The 17,862-nt window shown below is 45.2% G+C and carries 19 protein-coding genes and 1 rRNA gene (1 of these 20 cut by a window edge); 16 read left to right on the top strand and 4 right to left on the bottom strand.

The features are described from left to right. Positions 1 to 24: 24 nt before the first annotated feature. The 3 genes from ACRRSX_RS21965 to polA all read left to right on the top strand — a co-directional run bounded on the left by ACRRSX_RS21965 (position 25) and on the right by polA (position 4,887). Positions 25 to 1,446 (top strand): protein adenylyltransferase SelO, encoded by a 1,422-nt coding sequence (locus tag ACRRSX_RS21965; protein ID WP_432455466.1) that lies wholly within the window; start codon positions 25 to 27, stop codon positions 1,444 to 1,446. Continuing rightward, entirely contained in the window at positions 1,434 to 1,742 is a 309-nt protein-coding gene (locus ACRRSX_RS21960) for a hypothetical protein (protein ID WP_432455467.1), read from the top strand. Before ACRRSX_RS21965 ends, ACRRSX_RS21960 begins: the two co-directional genes overlap by 13 nt. A 385-nt stretch (positions 1,743 to 2,127) precedes the next feature. After that, positions 2,128 to 4,887, top strand: coding sequence for a DNA polymerase I (gene polA, locus ACRRSX_RS21955; protein ID WP_432455468.1), 2,760 nt, complete (start codon positions 2,128 to 2,130; stop codon positions 4,885 to 4,887). 789 nt (positions 4,888 to 5,676) lie between these two features. Here the strand turns inward: polA and yihA are convergent. Next, positions 5,677 to 6,297 (bottom strand): ribosome biogenesis GTP-binding protein YihA/YsxC, encoded by a 621-nt coding sequence (gene yihA / locus ACRRSX_RS21950; RefSeq protein WP_432455469.1) that lies wholly within the window; start codon positions 6,295 to 6,297, stop codon positions 5,677 to 5,679. A 144-nt stretch (positions 6,298 to 6,441) separates the two neighbouring features. On the opposite strand from yihA, the gene ACRRSX_RS21945 reads away from it, so the two are divergent. The 5 genes from ACRRSX_RS21945 (at position 6,442) to hemN (ending at position 10,171) form a co-directional block, all read left to right on the top strand. Continuing rightward, complete coding sequence (locus tag ACRRSX_RS21945) at positions 6,442 to 7,053, top strand: c-type cytochrome (protein ID WP_432455470.1); 612 nt, start codon at positions 6,442 to 6,444, stop codon at positions 7,051 to 7,053. 108 nt (positions 7,054 to 7,161) lie between these two features. Beyond that, positions 7,162 to 7,794, top strand: a complete 633-nt coding sequence (locus ACRRSX_RS21940) for a class I SAM-dependent methyltransferase (RefSeq protein WP_432455471.1) — start codon at positions 7,162 to 7,164, stop codon at positions 7,792 to 7,794. Between the two features lie 12 nt (positions 7,795 to 7,806). Further along, positions 7,807 to 8,334 carry a Der GTPase-activating protein YihI gene (gene yihI / locus ACRRSX_RS21935; RefSeq protein WP_432455472.1) on the top strand — a complete coding sequence of 176 codons (528 nt, stop codon included), beginning with the start codon at positions 7,807 to 7,809 and terminating at the stop codon, positions 8,332 to 8,334. Positions 8,335 to 8,339: 5 nt separating this feature from the next. After that, on the top strand, positions 8,340 to 8,786 hold the full coding sequence (locus ACRRSX_RS21930) for a DUF2489 domain-containing protein (protein ID WP_432455473.1): 447 nt from the start codon (positions 8,340 to 8,342) through the stop codon (positions 8,784 to 8,786). A gap of 11 nt (positions 8,787 to 8,797) precedes the next feature. After that, positions 8,798 to 10,171: an oxygen-independent coproporphyrinogen III oxidase gene (hemN, locus tag ACRRSX_RS21925; protein ID WP_432455474.1), complete on the top strand. Its 1,374-nt coding sequence runs from the start codon at positions 8,798 to 8,800 to the stop codon at positions 10,169 to 10,171. A gap of 51 nt (positions 10,172 to 10,222) precedes the next feature. On the opposite strand, the gene znuA is transcribed toward hemN, so the two are convergent. Then, entirely contained in the window at positions 10,223 to 11,113 is an 891-nt protein-coding gene (gene znuA / locus ACRRSX_RS21920; RefSeq protein ID WP_432455475.1) for a zinc ABC transporter substrate-binding protein ZnuA, read from the bottom strand. Between the two features lie 121 nt (positions 11,114 to 11,234). Between znuA and znuC the strand changes: the two genes are divergently transcribed. The 6 genes from znuC to aroE all read left to right on the top strand — a co-directional run bounded on the left by znuC (position 11,235) and on the right by aroE (position 15,747). Continuing rightward, positions 11,235 to 11,984 (top strand): zinc ABC transporter ATP-binding protein ZnuC, encoded by a 750-nt coding sequence (gene znuC / locus ACRRSX_RS21915; protein ID WP_432455476.1) that lies wholly within the window; start codon positions 11,235 to 11,237, stop codon positions 11,982 to 11,984. Positions 11,985 to 11,987: 3 nt separating this feature from the next. Beyond that, positions 11,988 to 12,776, top strand: a complete 789-nt coding sequence (gene znuB, locus ACRRSX_RS21910; protein WP_432455477.1) for a zinc ABC transporter permease subunit ZnuB — start codon at positions 11,988 to 11,990, stop codon at positions 12,774 to 12,776. Further along, entirely contained in the window at positions 12,776 to 13,357 is a 582-nt protein-coding gene (locus ACRRSX_RS21905; RefSeq protein WP_432455478.1) for a Sua5/YciO/YrdC/YwlC family protein, read from the top strand. The genes znuB and ACRRSX_RS21905 overlap by 1 nt, the downstream gene beginning before the upstream one ends. 20 nt (positions 13,358 to 13,377) lie before the next feature. Beyond that, positions 13,378 to 14,316 carry an oxygen-dependent coproporphyrinogen oxidase gene (gene hemF, locus ACRRSX_RS21900; RefSeq protein ID WP_432455479.1) on the top strand — a complete coding sequence of 313 codons (939 nt, stop codon included), beginning with the start codon at positions 13,378 to 13,380 and terminating at the stop codon, positions 14,314 to 14,316. Between the two features lie 123 nt (positions 14,317 to 14,439). Then, positions 14,440 to 14,820, top strand: a complete 381-nt coding sequence (gene maoP / locus ACRRSX_RS21895; protein ID WP_432455480.1) for a DUF413 domain-containing protein — start codon at positions 14,440 to 14,442, stop codon at positions 14,818 to 14,820. Between the two features lie 108 nt (positions 14,821 to 14,928). Continuing rightward, positions 14,929 to 15,747, top strand: coding sequence for a shikimate dehydrogenase (aroE, locus tag ACRRSX_RS21890; protein ID WP_432455481.1), 819 nt, complete (start codon positions 14,929 to 14,931; stop codon positions 15,745 to 15,747). Between the two features lie 33 nt (positions 15,748 to 15,780). Here the strand turns inward: aroE and ACRRSX_RS21885 are convergent, their stop codons facing one another. Next, positions 15,781 to 16,230 carry a GNAT family N-acetyltransferase gene (locus ACRRSX_RS21885; protein ID WP_432455482.1) on the bottom strand — a complete coding sequence of 150 codons (450 nt, stop codon included), beginning with the start codon at positions 16,228 to 16,230 and terminating at the stop codon, positions 15,781 to 15,783. Positions 16,231 to 16,320: 90 nt separating this feature from the next. On the opposite strand from ACRRSX_RS21885, the gene ACRRSX_RS21880 reads away from it, so the two are divergent. After that, positions 16,321 to 16,581, top strand: coding sequence for a DUF1488 domain-containing protein (locus ACRRSX_RS21880; protein ID WP_432455483.1), 261 nt, complete (start codon positions 16,321 to 16,323; stop codon positions 16,579 to 16,581). A gap of 66 nt (positions 16,582 to 16,647) precedes the next feature. Here ACRRSX_RS21880 and ACRRSX_RS21875 read toward each other — a convergent pair whose 3' ends face one another. Next, a complete protein-coding gene (locus ACRRSX_RS21875; protein ID WP_432455484.1) occupies positions 16,648 to 17,178 on the bottom strand; it encodes a gamma carbonic anhydrase family protein in 531 nt (176 codons plus the stop codon). Positions 17,179 to 17,838: 660 nt separating this feature from the next. Here ACRRSX_RS21875 and ACRRSX_RS21870 point away from each other — a divergent pair. After that, a 16S ribosomal RNA gene (locus tag ACRRSX_RS21870) occupies positions 17,839 to 17,862 on the top strand (it continues 1,519 nt past the right edge of the window).

Here is a 17,862-nt window from a genome sequence, read left to right as displayed (position 1 = left end):
GCAAAGTCATAGAGAAGGAGCTATATGGAGTTTGTAAATCGCTTTGCCCAAGCGCTTCCCGAGCTATGCCATCAGCAACAGCCAACAGCTTTGAGTGAGCCAGAGATGGTGATCGTTAGTCAACAGAGTTGCCAGTTGTTAGCTTTGGATGCGAACTTTATGGCTAGTGAACAGGGTTTGGGATTAACGGCAGGACAATTACTGGTTGACGGGATGGACCCGGTTTCTACGGTGTATGCGGGCCATCAGTTCGGGGGGTATTCTCCACAATTGGGTGATGGTCGCGCTTTATTATTGGGTGAACTGAAAACGCCACAGGGAGAGCACTGGGAGCTGCAACTGAAGGGCTCGGGTTTAACCCCTTTCTCACGACAAGGTGATGGCAAAGCGGTATTGCGTTCCAGTATCCGCGAGTTTTTGGCCAGTGAAGCCATGGCGGCCTTGGGGATCGCCACCACCCGAGCGCTAAGCCTCGGAGTTGGTGGAGGCAAAGTGCGCCGAGAGCGTTTGGAAAAAGAAGCTATGTTGCTGCGCTTCGCGCCTAGTCATATTCGCTTTGGTCATTTTGAATACCTTTATTATCAGCAGCAATCCGGCCTACTCAAACGGCTGATCGACTTTTGTTTAGAGCATTATTTTAGTGATTGTTTAAAGCAGTCTAATCCAGTGTTGGCGATGTTGCAGCAGGTGGTTGATAGCACTGCTCTAATGATCGCTAAATGGCAGGCTGAAGGTTTTTGCCATGGCGTGATGAATACCGATAACATGTCGATCTTGGGTTTAACCATCGATTATGGTCCTTACGGTTTTCTGGATGATTTTAATCCGCGGCATATTTGTAATCACAGTGATCATCATGGCCGTTATGCCTTCGATCAGCAGCCTGCGGTAGGCTTGTGGAACTTGCAGCGTTTAGCTCAAGCCTTGTCGGATTATGTTCCCAGTCACCAAAGTGAGGCTCTGTGGTTACGTTATCAGCGAGTAATTAATCAACATTATCAGATATTTATGCTCAATAAGTTGGGATTGTCACAGTGGCAAGATCAAGACGAATCTTTGCTTTCCGGTGTGCTCAGTTTAATGGCGCAGCAAGGTTTGGATTATCATTCCAGTTTACGCAGTTTAGCCCAACCGATGGCCGAGTTGCCAACTTTACTAGGCGAACCTTGGCAAGCTTGGTTAGCGACTTATCGGGCGCGCTGCGCCGAGGCGGAGCGAGACGAAGCACAGCGCTGTGAGGCTATCCAACAACATGTGCCTTTATATGTATTGCGTAATTATCTCGCGCAACAAGCGATCACAGCTGCCGAAGCTGGAGATTATTCGGAGTTGCAAACGCTGCATCAAATCTTAAGCCAACCCTTTAATCCTCAGAAAAACGCCGAGCGTTTTGCAGCCCCGCCACCACATTGGGGCAAGTGTCTGGAAATCTCATGCAGCAGTTGATCAAGGCATACCAGATACTGAGTGAACATGGTGCGATTAATCTGCAACATCAGCTAACTGAGCAGAACTTCATGGCTTTTGCTCGTCAATTTATTGAACAGCATGGATGGGCTGAGTCGTTTAACGAACAGGGTGCCGATTGGCAAGTACTAGGGTTTTATCTTGAACAGCAATTGTGGTGGTGGCGCTATGATCTTTTGAGTGACAGTTGTTGGTTTGAGTGCGCCAATTTATTGCAATTTCCCGCAAGTTGCGCACCATTATTGGTCGCCTTAGAGCATGCCAACTTAACTTAAAAAAATAATATTTTTAGCTGGTCAAATTGTGATCTAATCCAAGGTTTGCCCGAGAGTAATCTTCTATATTTACCCACCTGCCTAGCTTAGCTTGTTTAATTATTGCTCAGTCAGTTTGCAAAAACAGCGTCATGGAATGATGTTTTCCACATTAGGAAAAGTATTCACCGCTCCAGATCTTCCTGTTTGTTTTTACATAACCTGTTGTTAATAGTGGTTTATTTCTATAGCCTTTATCTTGCTTCTATTTTTGCGAGAGAATTATTGCTGTTTGTCAACAGACTTATCCACAATTTATTCTCTGGCTAAGGGCTTAGCTCTGGTGCATTTTAGGTGGCTGTGGCATCATCGTGCGCAATTAAAAATTGAACTATGGATCAAGCTTATGGCGACCCTCCCTGAGCAGCCTCTGGTATTAGTAGATGGCTCTTCTTATTTGTACCGTGCATATTATTCACCCCCTCATCTGACGAATTCTAAAGGTGAAGCAACCGGCGCGGTCTATGGTGTGATTAATATGCTGCGTAGCTTGCTGAGGCAGTTTCAGCCTGAACACATCGTGGTGGTTTTTGACGCTAAGGGTAAGACTTTTCGCGATGAGATCTATAGCGACTATAAAGCAAATCGCCCATCAATGCCTGACGATTTACGTAGCCAAATTGAGCCTTTACATGCGGTGATTAAAGCTATGGGTTTGCCTCTTTTGGCGATTTCTGGGGTGGAAGCAGACGATGTCATTGGAACCTTAGCCAAACAGGCCTCCGCTGAAAACAAAGCCGTATTGATTAGTACCGGTGATAAAGATATGGCTCAGCTGGTCGATCAAAATATCACTCTGATTAATACCATGACTGATACTGTGATGGATCGAGAGGGAGTGATTGAAAAATTTGGGGTCGCGCCAGAGCTCATTATCGACTATTTGGCGCTGATGGGCGATAAAGTCGATAACATTCCCGGTTTACCTGGGGTTGGCGAGAAAACCGCGCTGGCCATGTTACAAGGCATTGGCGGTGTCGAAGCTTTGTTAGCCGACCCAGACGCGGTGGCCCCCTTAGGTTTTAGGGGCTCTAAAAGCATGCCCAAAAAACTGCGCGAGCATGCTGAAGAGGCGCGTTTATCTTATTTATTGGCAACCATTAAGTGCGATGTTGAGGTTGGCTTCAGCATGGATGATATGAGTCGCAGCCCGGAAGATAAAGATGCGCTGATTGCTCTATTTGGCCAGCTAGAATTTAAACGTTGGCTTAGTGAAGTTTTAGATAAAGACAGTGCTGGCTCTGGGGGGGCTCAAGCGAGTGATGTGGCAAACCAAGCGGTGGTACAGCCTCTTACTGGGGATTATCAAACCATTCTCAGTGAACAGCAGTTTAGTGATTGGCTGAGCAAGCTGGAACAGGCCGAGCTGATTTCGCTTGATACCGAGACGACCTCACTCAATTATATGCAGGCAGAACTGGTTGGTTTATCGTTTGCGGTGGAAGCAGGCTGTGCTGCATATTTACCTTTGGCCCACGACTACTTAGATGCACCGGCGCAATTGGATCGTGGTTGGGTATTGGCCCAGTTAAAACCTTTATTGGAAGATCCCAATAAATCTAAAGTTGGGCAAAATTTAAAATATGATGCCAGTGTCTTGGCCCGCTACGACATCAATTTACAGGGGATCCGGTTCGACACGATGTTGGAATCCTATGTGCTCAACAGCACCATTACTCGCCACGATATGGACTCCTTATCGTTGCAATACTTGCAGCATAAAACCATTAAGTTTGAAGATATTGCTGGTAAAGGTGCCAAACAACTAACCTTCAACCAGATTGAATTAGATGTAGCTGCTCCCTATGCCGCCGAAGATGCCGATATTACCTTGCGTCTGCATCAGGCTTTATGGCCCCAGTTAGAGCAGTTACCAAAGTTGAAGCAGTTGTTTGAGGAAGTGGAAGTTCCCCTGGTGTCGATTCTTTCACAAACCGAGCGGCAAGGGGTGCGGATTGATAGCGCGCTTTTGGCCAAGCACAGTTTATCACTGGCTGCGCGCATTGATAGTCTCGAAAAGCAGGCTCATGACTTGGCTGGGGAAGCGTTTAATCTAGGGTCTCCGAAGCAATTACAAACCATCCTATTCGACAAGATGCAGTTACCGGTGGTGAAGAAAACCCCTAAAGGTGCGCCCTCAACCGCCGAAGAGGTATTGCAGGAACTGGCGCTGGACTATGCACTACCCAAGGTTATTTTGGAATATCGTAGCTTGTCTAAATTGAAGTCAACTTACACCGACAAATTGCCAAAAATGGTGGAACCAAGTACCGGTCGTGTGCACACTTCTTATCATCAAGCAGTAACAGCCACTGGACGCTTCTCATCCACCGATCCTAATTTACAGAATATTCCGATCCGTCATGAAGAGGGGCGTAAAGTTCGTCAGGCCTTTATCCCTGCCGAGGGTTATAAGCTGGTGGCTATCGATTATTCGCAAATTGAGCTGCGAATTATGGCCCATCTTTCTCAAGATAAAGGTTTACTCAAGGCCTTTGCTGCCGGCGAAGATATTCACCGGGCGACTGCGGCCGAAGTTTTCGGTAAGGCTTTGGAATCGGTCAGCGCCGATGAACGACGCAGTGCTAAAGCAATTAATTTTGGGTTGATTTATGGCATGAGTGCTTTTGGCCTCGCCAAGCAGCTCGGGATTGCTCGCGGTGATGCGCAAGCTTATATGGACCGCTATTTCGAGCGTTATCCTGGAGTACTGGTCTATATGGATACCACCCGTGATTTCTGCCAAGCGCATGGTTATGTCGAAACCCTATTTGGTCGACGTTTATACCTGCCTGAAATTAACTCGCGTAACGGTATGCGTAAGAAGGCTGCTGAGCGAGCCGCTGTGAATGCACCGATGCAAGGCACCGCCGCTGACATTATTAAAAAGGCAATGATAGCGGTCGCCCAGTGGTTAACAACTCAAGCGAGCGAACATTGCAAAATGTTGATGCAGGTTCATGATGAATTGGTATTCGAGGTTCTAGAAAGTGAATTGGAGCGGGTCGTTCCGAAGTTAACCCAGTTAATGGAGCAGGCGGTGACCCTCGACTTACCTTTGATTGCCGAAGCGGGGGTGGGGGATAATTGGGATGAAGCACACTAAATTATAGAAATATTTGATCAAGGAGGCCTAGGCCTCCTTTTTTTTGAAATTTGGCGGCATTGATTTTTGTAATTCAGAAAACGTTTTCAGGTAATTAAATCACTTCTATTTGTGTAAATGTGAAATTTCATTACAAAAAGTGCTTTATTTTTCGGCGGTATTGCTCTAGAGTAAGAGTCGTAGGGTACAGAGGTAAGATGTTCTATCTTTCAGACCTTTATTTCACGTAGTTGAAAAAGGCTATTTTGCCGCCTCGACAGTTTATGTCGAGGCGTTTTTTTATCTAAAACGTGAACCGACCCCAGATTTTTACCATTTATTCTTTTATTCCCATTGTTTGTTTATAAATTCCTTATTATTCGTTGCTAAATTACATATTTGCTTGAGTTTTTGCTGATGGCATGAAACTGCTGATTTATAAAATTAAGTGGTCGTTGTGATGTATTGGCGACAAATGGATGTTTATCTCTGGCTACTCAGAGGGTTAAAAAGAAAGAAATGGAAAGTTTTTATGAATTAGTGTGAACTTATTATTTTTGGCGCAGTCTTAATTTATGCAATTGGAATAGTGCTTTCAGTTTTTAAGAATTCTTTTCTTAGTATGCCTCATCAGATGATGGGGCTTTTTTTTTGAGCGAAATTTGATGCTGTAGATTTTTGCTGGCTGCTTGTTCGTCGCGAATAAATGAAGATAGGCCGCCAGTCTTAGAGCTATTGGCCTATCTCGTATCTGATTGTTGGGTATAAGACGAACCCTACTGAAGCGTCAATAAAGGTGCCTGAGTATTTTTATTCGGCTTGTTCTTGGCTATGTTGGTCGAACCAAGTCACTAGGCTGTTTTGCAGTAAATCTAGACCCTGTTTTTTCAGAGAAGAAAAAGCTTCCACACGCACCTCTCCACCAAACTCTGCTGCGAGTGCTCGGCCTTGTAATACCGCTGTTTTGCGTGCACCTTGTTTGAGTTTGTCCGATTTGGTTAAGAGTGCGAGTACCGGAATGTTAGACTCAACTGCCCATTGTATTAAGCTGCGGTCGGTATCTTTGAAGGGATGGCGAATATCCATTAATACCACGATCCCTTTCAGGCTTTGCCGTTCTTGCAAATACTCAGACAAAGATTTTTGCCATTGTCTCTTCACTTCTTCGGGCACTTGGGCAAATCCATAGCCAGGTAAATCGATTAAACGAACGCCTTCACTCAGTTCAAATACATTGATGAGTTGGGTTCGCCCTGGGGTTTTACTGGTTCGGGCTAAGCTTTTTTGTCGGGAGAGGGCATTCAGCGCACTGGATTTTCCCGCATTGGAGCGGCCAGCAAAGGCGATTTCAATTCCGCTGTCCTCAGGCATTGCCTGAATGTTAGGAGCGCTGGTAATGAAGTGGGTGTTTTGAAAATGATATTGCGCCATGGTTAAGTTAAGCTCTCACAGGAATTTGGGGTAATACATTACGTTTTTGGTAAAATTGTGTAAAATATGCCGTTACTGGGCTAGCTAAGTGTATCACGGGCGCCAGTGTGTGTGGTTTGGAATAATACTAATAAATGGAATGTCATGAAAAAACTTACCTTAGTGTTAATGTTAGTGGCGGGTGTAGCCAGTCCGGTATGGGCAAAGGGAGATGCTACGGCTGGGGAGCAAAAGGCTGCGACCTGTAAAGCTTGTCATAATGATCAGGGCGAGGCCTTAGGCTACCCCAAATTAGAAGGCCAGCACGCTGGATACATTGTGAAGCAGTTAGAAAACTTTAAGGCTGCGGCAACTGGTGGAGAAGGGCGTAGTAACCCGGTGATGGGTGGTATGGCGATGCCGCTTTCCGAGCAAGATATGCAAGATTTGGCCGCTTATTTCTCGAGCCAGCCGATGAGCCCCAATACCACAGCTCCAGAATATGTGGATGCTGGTAAAAAGCTATATATGGGAGGTGATTTGGAGCGTGGTATTACAGCCTGTACGGCCTGTCACGGTCCTCGTGGTGTTGGTCATGACTTAGCTAAGTTTCCGCGTATCTCATCACAATATGCGACTTACTTGAAGACCCAGTTAGAAAGTTTCCGAAGTGGTACGCGTAATAACGACCCGAATGGTATGATGCGTGATATCGCAGCCAAACTGACGGATAAAGATATCGAAATTTTGTCGCAATATCTGGGTGGTTTGCACTAATCCCACAAGGAGTAGCTGGCGCTACTCCGTTCTTCCTGATTTATTATTCGCCATCTTAATTCTAAGTGTTACACTTGCGCCCCTAAAAAATAGGCGAGGTGTTAAGCGGTGAAATGTCCACTCTGCAGTGCTGTTTCTGCGAACGATTTTTATCGTGATAAACGCCGCCAATATTGGCATTGCTCACGTTGTGATCTCATTTTTGTCGATCCTAATGATCACTTAAGTCCTTTGGCGGAAAAAGCTCAGTATGACTTGCATCATAACGATCCTCAGGATGCTGGATATTTATCTTTTTTGCGGCGAGTGAGTGAGCCAGTCATTGCGGCCTTAGATGACTCGGCCGTCGGGCTAGATTTTGGCTGTGGGCCGGGTCCGGCTCTATCGTTATTGTTGGCGCAGGCGGGTCATCACTTACTCAACTATGATCCTATATACTATCCAGAGGCACAGTATTTACAGCAACGTTATCGCTTTGTGACCTGTACCGAAGTTGTTGAACATTTCAATTTTCCAGCAAGTGCTTGGAAACAACTGCTGTCGTTAGTGGATAAACCGGGATTGTTAGCGGTAATGACAAAACGTCATTGGGGAACCGAGGTGTTCCCGCAGTGGCATTACAAGAATGATCCCACGCACCTTGCGTTTTATAGTGATAATACGTTGTGCTGGTTGGCGGAACACTATCAGTTTCAATTGCAAATAGTCGGCCCAGATGTGGCCCTATTTCAGACCGTTTAAAAGGTAAAGAAGATGGCTAGAGGTAAAAAAAATCGTAAAGGCGGCTTAATTGGGATGCGTAAAGATCCTGACTTTAAAGCTAAGCGTGTGGCTGTTCCCGATCGGGTCACCATTGGTAAGGGTAAGGCTTCTGGGAGTCGTCAGCAGATCGCTGAGGCGAGCAGTCATCAAAGTCAAGCGGTCGAAAAGCAAGACGCACGGCTTGGCAGTAAGACGCCAGTCGCCTTAGGTGTTGAGGCTCCTCAGGCGCGTAAGCCGGCCGCGAAACCTACCAAGAAAAAAGTGGTTTTAAGCCCAGAAAAAGAATTGGCAAACTTAGAAGCGGATCCCCGCTTAGAAAGCCTCATCGATATCTTGGATGAGGGGGGGAGTATTAGTAAACAAGATCAGCAGTGGCTTGATTTACAGCTGGCTCGCCATGCTGAATTATTGGCCGAATTGGGTCTGGTTGAAGATGCCGAAGAGGCGGACGCTTTAGACGAAGATGAGCAGTTATGGCGTTCGCTAAATAGCGCGTCCTTGGATCAATATAAGGATTAACAACGATGTTTTGGCTGTTGCTGATTGCGGCGCTTATTATTGTGGCCTTGGCGGTGTATGCCGCTTTGTTGGTTGGACGTTTATTTGGTCAAAATAAAGTGATTAAACAAGCCGTTGTCAAACGCAACCAACGCTTATTGAGCGATATTAGTTATATTGCAATCGCGATGCAGCAGCAACGCTGTGGCTTATCGGAAGGCGTAATTCGTCTGTGTAATCTGTTAGTGGCGCTGCAAACGCCTAAGCTGATCGATTGGTCGCAGCGCTTTCCTGCGGTGTTTCAATTGTATGATGCGATCAATGAGTTACCCACTCATGAGGCTCGAAATCGCTTACCTTTGCCGCAGCGCAAACGTCAAGATCAGCATCGCGAAGCTCACGAACAAGCTTTAGAGCAACAGATCTTACAAGAAGCTAAAGTAATCGCCCAACTTAACATAGATACGCTCTAGGAGAAGATCGGATGGCCATATTAGGTGTTGACTGGGATCAGTCACTCATTGAAAAGTATAATTATTCTGGGCCGCGTTATACCTCTTATCCTACGGCCTTAGAGTTTAGTGAAGACTTCGCAGAGGCACAGTTTAATATTGCCTGCGAAAAGTTTCCAAATCGAAATTTATCACTCTATTTACATATCCCGTTCTGCCATAAGCTTTGTTATTACTGTGGTTGTAATAAGCTGATTACTCGCCACCAGCATAAGGCTGATATTTATCTCGATTATTTAGAGCAAGAGATTTTGCTACGCGCACCACGTTTCCAACAGCGTTTGGTGAGTCAAATGCATTGGGGAGGAGGTACGCCGACCTATCTTCAAGCTGAACAACTGAAACGCTTGACGGCCATCTTACATAAACAGTTTCAATTTGCTGAAGACGCTGAAATTAGCATTGAAGTTGATCCTCGGGAAATCGAACTGTCGACCATTGATTTACTCGCTGAACTAGGTTTTAACCGGATTAGCTTAGGCGTGCAAGACTTCAATAAGCAGGTACAGCAAGCGGTGAATCGAGAGCAAGATGAGCGTTTTATTTTTGCCTTAGTGGCGCGTGCTAAACAGCTTGGTTTTCGTTCGGTTAATATTGATTTAATTTATGGCTTACCCCATCAGACTCGCCACAGTTTTAATCAGACTTTAGCGCGGGTGATCGAGTTAGATCCCGACCGTTTATCGGTATTTAACTATGCGCATCTGCCGAGTCGTTTTGCGGCCCAAAGAAAGATCGATGAAACGGCACTTCCGAGTAGTGATGAGCGTTTAGGCATTTTACGTGACAGTATTGAGTTTCTTGTAAAGCATGGTTATCAATTTATTGGAATGGATCATTTTGCCAAGCCTGATGATGAGCTGGCAATCGCTCAGAGCAAAGGTAATTTACATCGTAACTTTCAAGGTTATACGACCCAAGGCGAAGCTGATTTATTGGGTTTAGGCGTTTCTTCGATTTCAATGTTAGGGGATGCTTACAGCCAAAATCAAAAAGAGTTGAAGACTTACTACGCTCAAATGGATCGTTTAGGCCATGCTCAGTGGAAAGGTATTGCTTTGACGCAAGATGATTTGATCCGTCGCGAGTTGATTAAAAAACTGATTTGTAATTTTAAATTGGATTTTGCTGAGATTGAGCGACTGTTTGATTTGAAGTTTGAGCAGTATTTTGCAGAAGACTTGAAGTTATTGCAGGGATTTTTGGATGATGATTTAGTACAGCTAAATGGACAAATCTTAGTCGTTACCGATAAGGGGCGCTTATTAATTCGAAATATTTGTATGTGTTTTGATGTCTACTTCCGCAGTCAGGCACGGCGCCAGCAGTTTTCTCGAGTGATATAAATAACGATTTGAATCAAAAAGGAGCCGAGACTCCTTTTTGATGCTGGTAAATTACGCTTGTTCGCTGCTTAAGCAATTGCGGTATGCATCGGCCATATTTTGCAGTAATTGAAAGTAGCTCTGAGCGTTTGGTACAACGGCGATGCCTAAGGGATCCAACAGGCCGATCTTTGCACCGCTATCTTCGCTAATAGTATGCAGTAGCGCACCATCAAATTGCGGCTCGGCAAAAATACACTGAGCTGAACCTTGCTCTAGATTTTGGCGTATGTATTGTAGCGTTTTGGCACCGGGTCTACGTTGTGGGTTAATGGTGAACTCTCCTAAACGGTTTAATTTAAACTGTCGCTCGAAGTAACTGTAGCCATCGTGAAACACAAAGTAACCCTGTTGCTTGACGGGCCTTAGCTGCTGGTCAATTTTCTTGTTGAGCTGATCTAAGCGTTGGTTAAAGCGCTGTAATTGCTGCTGTAGATGGATACGTTGCTCAGGATTGAATTTGATCAGTTGTTCAGTTATTGCTTTTGCTATGACGCGACTTTCGGCGGGGCCAAGCCAAATATGTGGGTCAACCTCATGGTGATGTTCCGCGTGTTGATGCTGTTGGTGGGCCTTTTCACCACTAATTAGTTGTAAATCCTTTAGTTCAAGTAATGCCAGTTGAGCACGTTGGGTCTGGCTTAGCGGTTTACTTAAGAAAGGTTCCAGTTCGTCGCCCACCCATATCACTAAGTCGGCTTGACGGATCCGTCTTACATCCGAGGGACGTAATGCGTAGTCATGTGGTGACACGTTAGGGCTAATTAAATACTCTACTGTCTGTTCGCCTTCGGTCAGGCTACTAATCAATAGTTGCAAGGGTTTAATACTGACTAAAATATTCGCGTTGGTTGCCCATGTGGGCGTGGCGATTAACAATAAAGCAAAGATCAGTTTACGCATGTAGGCTATTCGAGATGATTTAGTAAAATAATACGATAGTGTAACATCTAGTGTAGAATAGCGCGCCCTTGATGAAACCCCATTGGGGTTTTACGTTAGATTTAATCATAGGATTTTGGTATTGACCACCTTACTTTCATTAAGCAATGTATGCGTTAGTTTTGATCAGCGGCTGGTATTAGATCATGTCTCGCTGGAGCTCAATCGCGGCCAGATTACGACGCTGATTGGTCCAAATGGCGCCGGTAAAAGTACGCTGGTGAAAGTGATTTTAGGTTTGTTGCGGGCCGATTCTGGCAATATAACTAAAGCGACTAAGTTGCGCATTGGGTATGTACCGCAAAAGATTAATCTTGATGAATCCTTTCCGTTAACGGTTGAGCGCTTTTTAAAATTGGCTCGACATTATTCTAAACAAGATTTGAGTCGAGTCATTCGACAGTTGGGTATTGATGGTTTGTTGACCCGACAAATTGTTCGTTTGTCGGGCGGTGAGTTACAACGGGTATTGTTGGCGCGCGCGCTGTTAGGCGAACCACAATTGTTGGTATTGGATGAACCCGTACAAGGGGTTGATATTAGTGGGCAAATTGAACTCTATCAGTTGATTGCTGATATCGCACAACAAATTAACTGTGGTGTATTGCTGGTGTCGCATGATCTACATTTAGTGATGGCCGGAACTGACCATGTGATTTGCTTAAATCACCATGTTTGTTGTCATGGAGAGCCGGAAAGTGTCGCTCAACATCCCGAGTTTGCCCGCTTATTTGCCCACAATGAACGCCAGCAATTGGCCGTTTATACTCATCATCATGTGTGTGATGAACAAGATCATCAGCACCACGCATCGACCGAAGAGAATAGTTAAACCATGGACGATTTTTTAATTAATGCCCTGCTCGCAGGCTTAGGTATTGCGGTATTAGCAGGCCCTTTAGGCTCGTTTATGGTGTGGCGCAGACTTGCTTATTTTGGTGATACTTTAGCGCATGCTTCTCTGTTGGGTTTGGCTTTAGGTCTATGGTTGCAGATTAATCCGGTCTTCGCGGTGGTGATTAGCGGAGTGACATTGGCGATTATCTTATTATCCTTGCAGCGCTACAAGCAACTCGCCAGTGATACTTTGCTGGGTATTATGGCGCATTCGGCATTATCTTTGGGCTTAGTCGTGGTGGCTTTGATGGATAATGTGCGAGTCGATTTAATGGCCTATTTGTTCGGTGATTTGCTTGCGGTCACCCACCAAGATTTATTATGGATTTGGGGTGGCGGCGCGTTAGTTCTTGCGCTGTTACTCAGTCAGTGGAACAACTTATTGTCGGCGACGGTGAATGAGCAAATAGCTGAAGTAGAAGGTGTTAATATCGGATTAATGCGGGCTTTATTATTGCTGTTGTTAGCGTTGGTCATTGCCATTGCGATGAAGATCGTTGGTGCTCTAATTATTAGCTCTTTGTTGTTGATTCCGGCTGCTACGGCAAGACGTTTAAGTCGCTCTCCCGAGCAAATGGCGCTCTTAGCTATCTTGTTTGGGGCGATTTCAGTGCTGTTTGGCTTATGTTTATCTTGGTATCAAGATACCCCAGCAGGGCCTTCGGTGGTGGTTTGCGCCGCCTTACAATTTTTATTAATTCATAGCCTAGTGAAAGTAAAAGAGTAATGACAACAGAACCCCTACTTCCAGCAGCCATCAGTTTCGATGTCAACCAAGCTGTGCTCGCCCTACAGCAAGGCGCTGTGATTGCTTATCCTACCGAAGCGGTGTTTGGTTTGGGGTGCGATCCCGATAATCAAGTCGCAGTACAGAAAATTTTAGAGATTAAGTGTCGACCTGTTGAGAAGGGCCTTATTTTGTTGGCTGCTAGCTTAGCGCCTTTGTTACCCTATATTGACTACGCAGGGCTAAGCTCGTCACAGCGGCAGAAGTTGTTAAGCCGACAGGCTCGCCCTACGACTTGGTTGGTCCCGGTATCGGACAAGACACCTGCTTGGATCTGTGGACAATTTAATACGGTCGCGGTGCGGATAACTCGTCATCCAGTGGTTGAAAGCTTATGCCAGCAATGGGGCAAGCCTCTGGTCTCAACTTCAGCCAACTATAGTGGTGAACCTCCTGCCTTAACAGCGGTTAATGCGGCTCATTTACAAGGTGTTGATTTGGTCTTAGATGGTGCCTTAGGCGGTGCTGAACAAACGAGCCAAATTTTAGACATTAAAACTGGTGCGCTGTTACGCCCTTAGGACTCGTGTAAGGAAGTACGATGCAAGATGTGAATATTGAAGCGGTACGTCAGTTTCTGCTGCAACTACAACAAACTATATGTCAACAATTAGAGTTGCAAGATGGTGAGGCTGTTTTCCTTCACGATGATTGGCAACGCGATCCAGCTGAACATCAAGGCTTAACGGGGGAGGGTCGAACTCGCGTATTGAGTGACGGTGCGGTGTTTGAGCAAGCAGGCGTTAACTTTTCTCATGTTTGTGGGCAACAAATGCCAGCTTCGGCCACTGCCCAGCGGCCAGAACTGGCGGGTCGACACTTTGAGGCGATGGGGGTTTCGTTAGTCATTCACCCGAACAACCCCATGTTGCCCACATCTCATGCCAACGTACGCTTTTTTGTTGCTGAAAAAGAGGGCGAGGCGCCGATCTGGTGGTTTGGTGGTGGTTTTGATTTAACGCCTTACTATGGTTTCGATGAAGACTGTATTAGCTGGCACCAAACAGCGGCGGATTTGTGCCAACCCTTTGGGGATGATGTTTATCCGAAATATAAGGCTTGGTGTGACCGTTATTTCTTTTTGAAACATCGAAATGAAACACGTGGAATTGGCGGTTTGTTTTTTGATGACTTAAATACTCCCAGCTTTGAGCAAAGTTTTGCTTTTACTCGAGCGGTCGGCGAAGGATTTCTCAAGGCTTATTTGCCGATAGTTGAGCGTCGTAAAGCGCTTCCGTTTACTGAACAACAACGAGATTTCCAGCTGTATCGACGGGGACGCTATGTTGAGTTTAACTTAGTCTATGATCGTGGCACTTTGTTTGGCTTGCAATCGGGGGGCCGTACTGAATCCATTTTGATGTCTTTACCGCCTTTGGTTCGATGGCGTTACAACTGGCAGCCTTCGCCGGGGAGTGCTGAACAGCAATTATACCAACGTTATTTGGTTGCCAGAGATTGGCTCAGACTAAAAGCATAATTTATCTTAAAAAAATGATTTAAATTCTTGCAAGAATGCCGACTTTAGATTAATTATTTTAACTGTTGGGTGGTCCCCATCAAGTTAACTTTAATGATTTTTTTATTAGTTGGATTTTAAGCTATGAATGGATCGTTTTTAGCAAAACGTCGATTTTCAGATGATAAACATTTTCGCCGTGGTTTTTCTCGTAGTGGTGCTTTTACCATTAAAGAAGCTGAGTTGTTAGAGCGTTGTGGTTACGCTTTCAAAGAGTTGGATGAGTCTCTTCGGGAACCACAAGACGAAGTTGAACAAGCCTTTATCGCGGTATGTCGTAGCGAAGCTGAGCCGGAAACAGCAGAGCAAAAACTATGGTTGAAGTATAAAAAGCTTACTGGGCGTAAAGCCTTTCATGGTTTAGTCAGTAATCCACCGAAAGCTCAGGCTAGAGTGGTAGATAGTGACGATGGCGATGATGATGTGGAGGATGTTAGCACTGCCGATCTAGACGGTGAAGACTAAAATAATGCAGCGTAAGCTGCTTTTTTTGTTATTTTAAACCATTGCACTTTGGCATTTCTGTGTAGCCTTGTTAAGGTGCAATTATGTTTTCTTTAAGTAGCGTTCAACATGGATTTATACGCAGTATTTGGCAATCCAATCCGTCAGTCAAAATCTCCCTTCATTCATACTTTATTTGCTCAACAAACTCAGCAAGCTCTGGTTTATAAGGCGATTGAACCAGCCCTTGATGGTTTTGCCGTCGCGCTTCAGCAATTTTGGTTAGATGGCGGTAAAGGTTGCAATATCACCGCCCCTTTTAAGGAGCAAGCTTATCAAGCGGCTGAGCAATATTCCCAACGAGCCTTATTAGCGGGCGCGGTGAATACCCTCAAGCGGACCGACGATGGTGTGATTTTGGGAGATAATACCGATGGCGCGGGCTTGGTGGCAGATTTACTGTCCAACTTCGGTGAGCTCAAATATAAACGCATCTTATTGTTAGGCGCAGGTGGAGCGGCGCGTGGCGTGCTACATCCCTTGCTGTTAGAGCAACCCAATGAAGTGCTTATTGCTAACCGTACTTTGAGTAAGGCTGAAACTTTGGCGCAGCGCTTTGCGGAGTTTGGTGAAGTTCGTGCTTGCTCATTTGAGCAGCTCAGTGGGAAGTTTGATATTATCATTAATTCAACCTCAGCGGGTCTTGCTGGAGAGCTACCAGCGGTAAGCGCTGAGCTCATTCATTCCAAACTGTTGTGTTATGACATGACTTATTCTGCGCAAATGACTGCATTTAATGCTTGGGCGATTCGCCATGGCGCAGCTAAGGTGGTGGACGGTTTAGGCATGCTAGTGGGACAAGCCGCCGAGAGTTTTGTTATTTGGCGTGGTATCCGACCTGGAGCACGCCAAGTATTACGTGAACTTAGACGAAATTTAAGTTGTTAGTCAACGATAGGTGAGAACCAAGAAGAAAAACGACTAAGCGGTTGCGCTAAATTGCATACCGATGTGAGGAATATCATCTTCTAGATAGGGTTCGCTACAGATTTCAAAACCAAGTTTTTGATAGAAATCTTCCAAATAGCGTTGCGCCGAAATAGCAATCTGCGCTTGTGGCCAACGCTGCTGACAAAAATCAATCGCTTGTTGCATCAATTGCTGCCCTAGGCCGTCCCCTCGGGCAGAGGCTGCGATGACCACTCGGCCAATACTAGCCGTTAATGGGCTAGGCTCAAATACTCGAGCATAACAAAGTAACTGTTGCTGGCGGGTGCTGCCCAATAGGTGCCAAGCTTCCGGATCTTTGCCATCGGCGTCTTGATAGGGACAATTTTGTTCGACCACAAACACCGACTCTCTGAGCTCCAGCACCTGATAGAGTTGCTGATTAGTTAATTGTTCGAAGCTCAACCATTGCCATGTAATCATTTAATATTCACTTGCAGTTTGTGTTAACAATGACAACACTTTAAAACAAATCGATAAAACAAAACAAGTGTCACTAGGAGTAAGCGATTTATGAATCAAGCAATTATTATTGGTGACGACCAGCACTGGCAGTCTGTCAATCAGCGAGTAGAGTTTACGGCTCAAGTGATGGGGGCGAAGATAATGTGCGCGGTGCGTAAAAGTACTTTAGAGCACTTGGTCGGTTTACCCTTGAATAATGATGCGAAAATGTTGGAGGCTTATCACAGTGTTCAGTTTGATATTGAAGATCTGTTAGAGCAGAAACTACAACAAGAAGATTTCGAACCCAACGGCGACCTTGTTATTTAGCCTGAGCTCGGGATTGTTCGCTGTGTACAATCATGCAACGTCTCCCAAGCTTAGGAGCAGTTAAGTTTAATTCTCAAGATATTGCTGTTTTAAGCGTACGTAGTTTTGTGCGGATTCGCTTAAAAAAGCCTTTTCTTTTTCACTTAGTGGGCGAGCTTGTTTGGCTGGACTTCCTATATAAAGATAACCAGAGCTTAAACGTTTATTTGGCGGGACTAAACTGCCGGCACCGATCATTACCTCGTCTTCTACTACGACCCCATCTAATACGATGGCACCCATCCCAACTAATACTCGATTACCAATAGTACAACCATGTAACATTGCTTTATGGCCTACTGTGACATCTTCTCCGATGAGTAGAGGGAAACCATCGGGTGGGTTCTCAGTTTTTCGGGTGACATGTAAAACACTGCCATCCTGTATATTCGAGCGAGCACCTATATGAATATGGTTCACATCACCTCGAGCGGCGACCAAGGGCCAGATACTTACGTCATCACCAAGTTTGATCTCACCATATAGAACAGCGCTAGGATCGACCCAGACTTCTTTGCCGAGAATCGGGCTATAGCCTGAAAAGGATTTAATGGTCATTGCAATCTCCACTCATTGTTGCCATTACGATTGGCTCCCAGCTTACGTTATCCCTCGTTGAATACAAAGTGTTGCACTGTATCAGAAAGGAAATTTAAGACTAATGGATGAGCGTCGCCAAGAAAGCCAATAGTGAATACCGATGTCGAAGTTAAGATAAACAGATATCACAGTATCTAATTGTAGTGTCCAAATTAGCTCATTTCGGCCTTCAATCGGCATTTAAAGTATGAATAATAAGCTCTTCGTGCCTTTTTTCGCCATAAAGTCACATTTTTACGTTTTTATTCAAAAAACACTTGCGCTAAAAACTCGGATCCCTATAATGCGACTCCACTGACACGGCGGGCAGCACGCAATAGCGCAGCAGCAAGCGGTCAGGGTTGGTAAGGCCTGAGGCTTTATTAGCGACGGTTAAACGCTTCAAACTTTCCTTAGGAAACTTCTTCGGAAAAGATTGAAAAAAGCGGTTGACAGTCACCGAGGATGGCGTAGAATGCGCACCTCGCTTCGCAAGAAGCAACGCTCTTTAACAATTTATCAAGCAATCTGTGTGAGCACTCACAGAGCACTAAGCGAAAAAAATTAGCTTAAGTGGACTGGAGTGACACACTGTTTTAACAGTAATAATTTCAGTATTTACTTTGAGCGAAAAAACTTTGATTGAAGAGTTTGATCATGGCT

The sequence above is a fragment of the Agarivorans sp. QJM3NY_30 genome (assembly GCF_050870855.2).
GTDB lineage: Bacteria > Pseudomonadota > Gammaproteobacteria > Enterobacterales > Celerinatantimonadaceae > Agarivorans.
The sequence above is the reverse complement of the archived record's forward strand: the minus strand, read 5'-3'. Positions and strand labels throughout refer to the sequence as shown.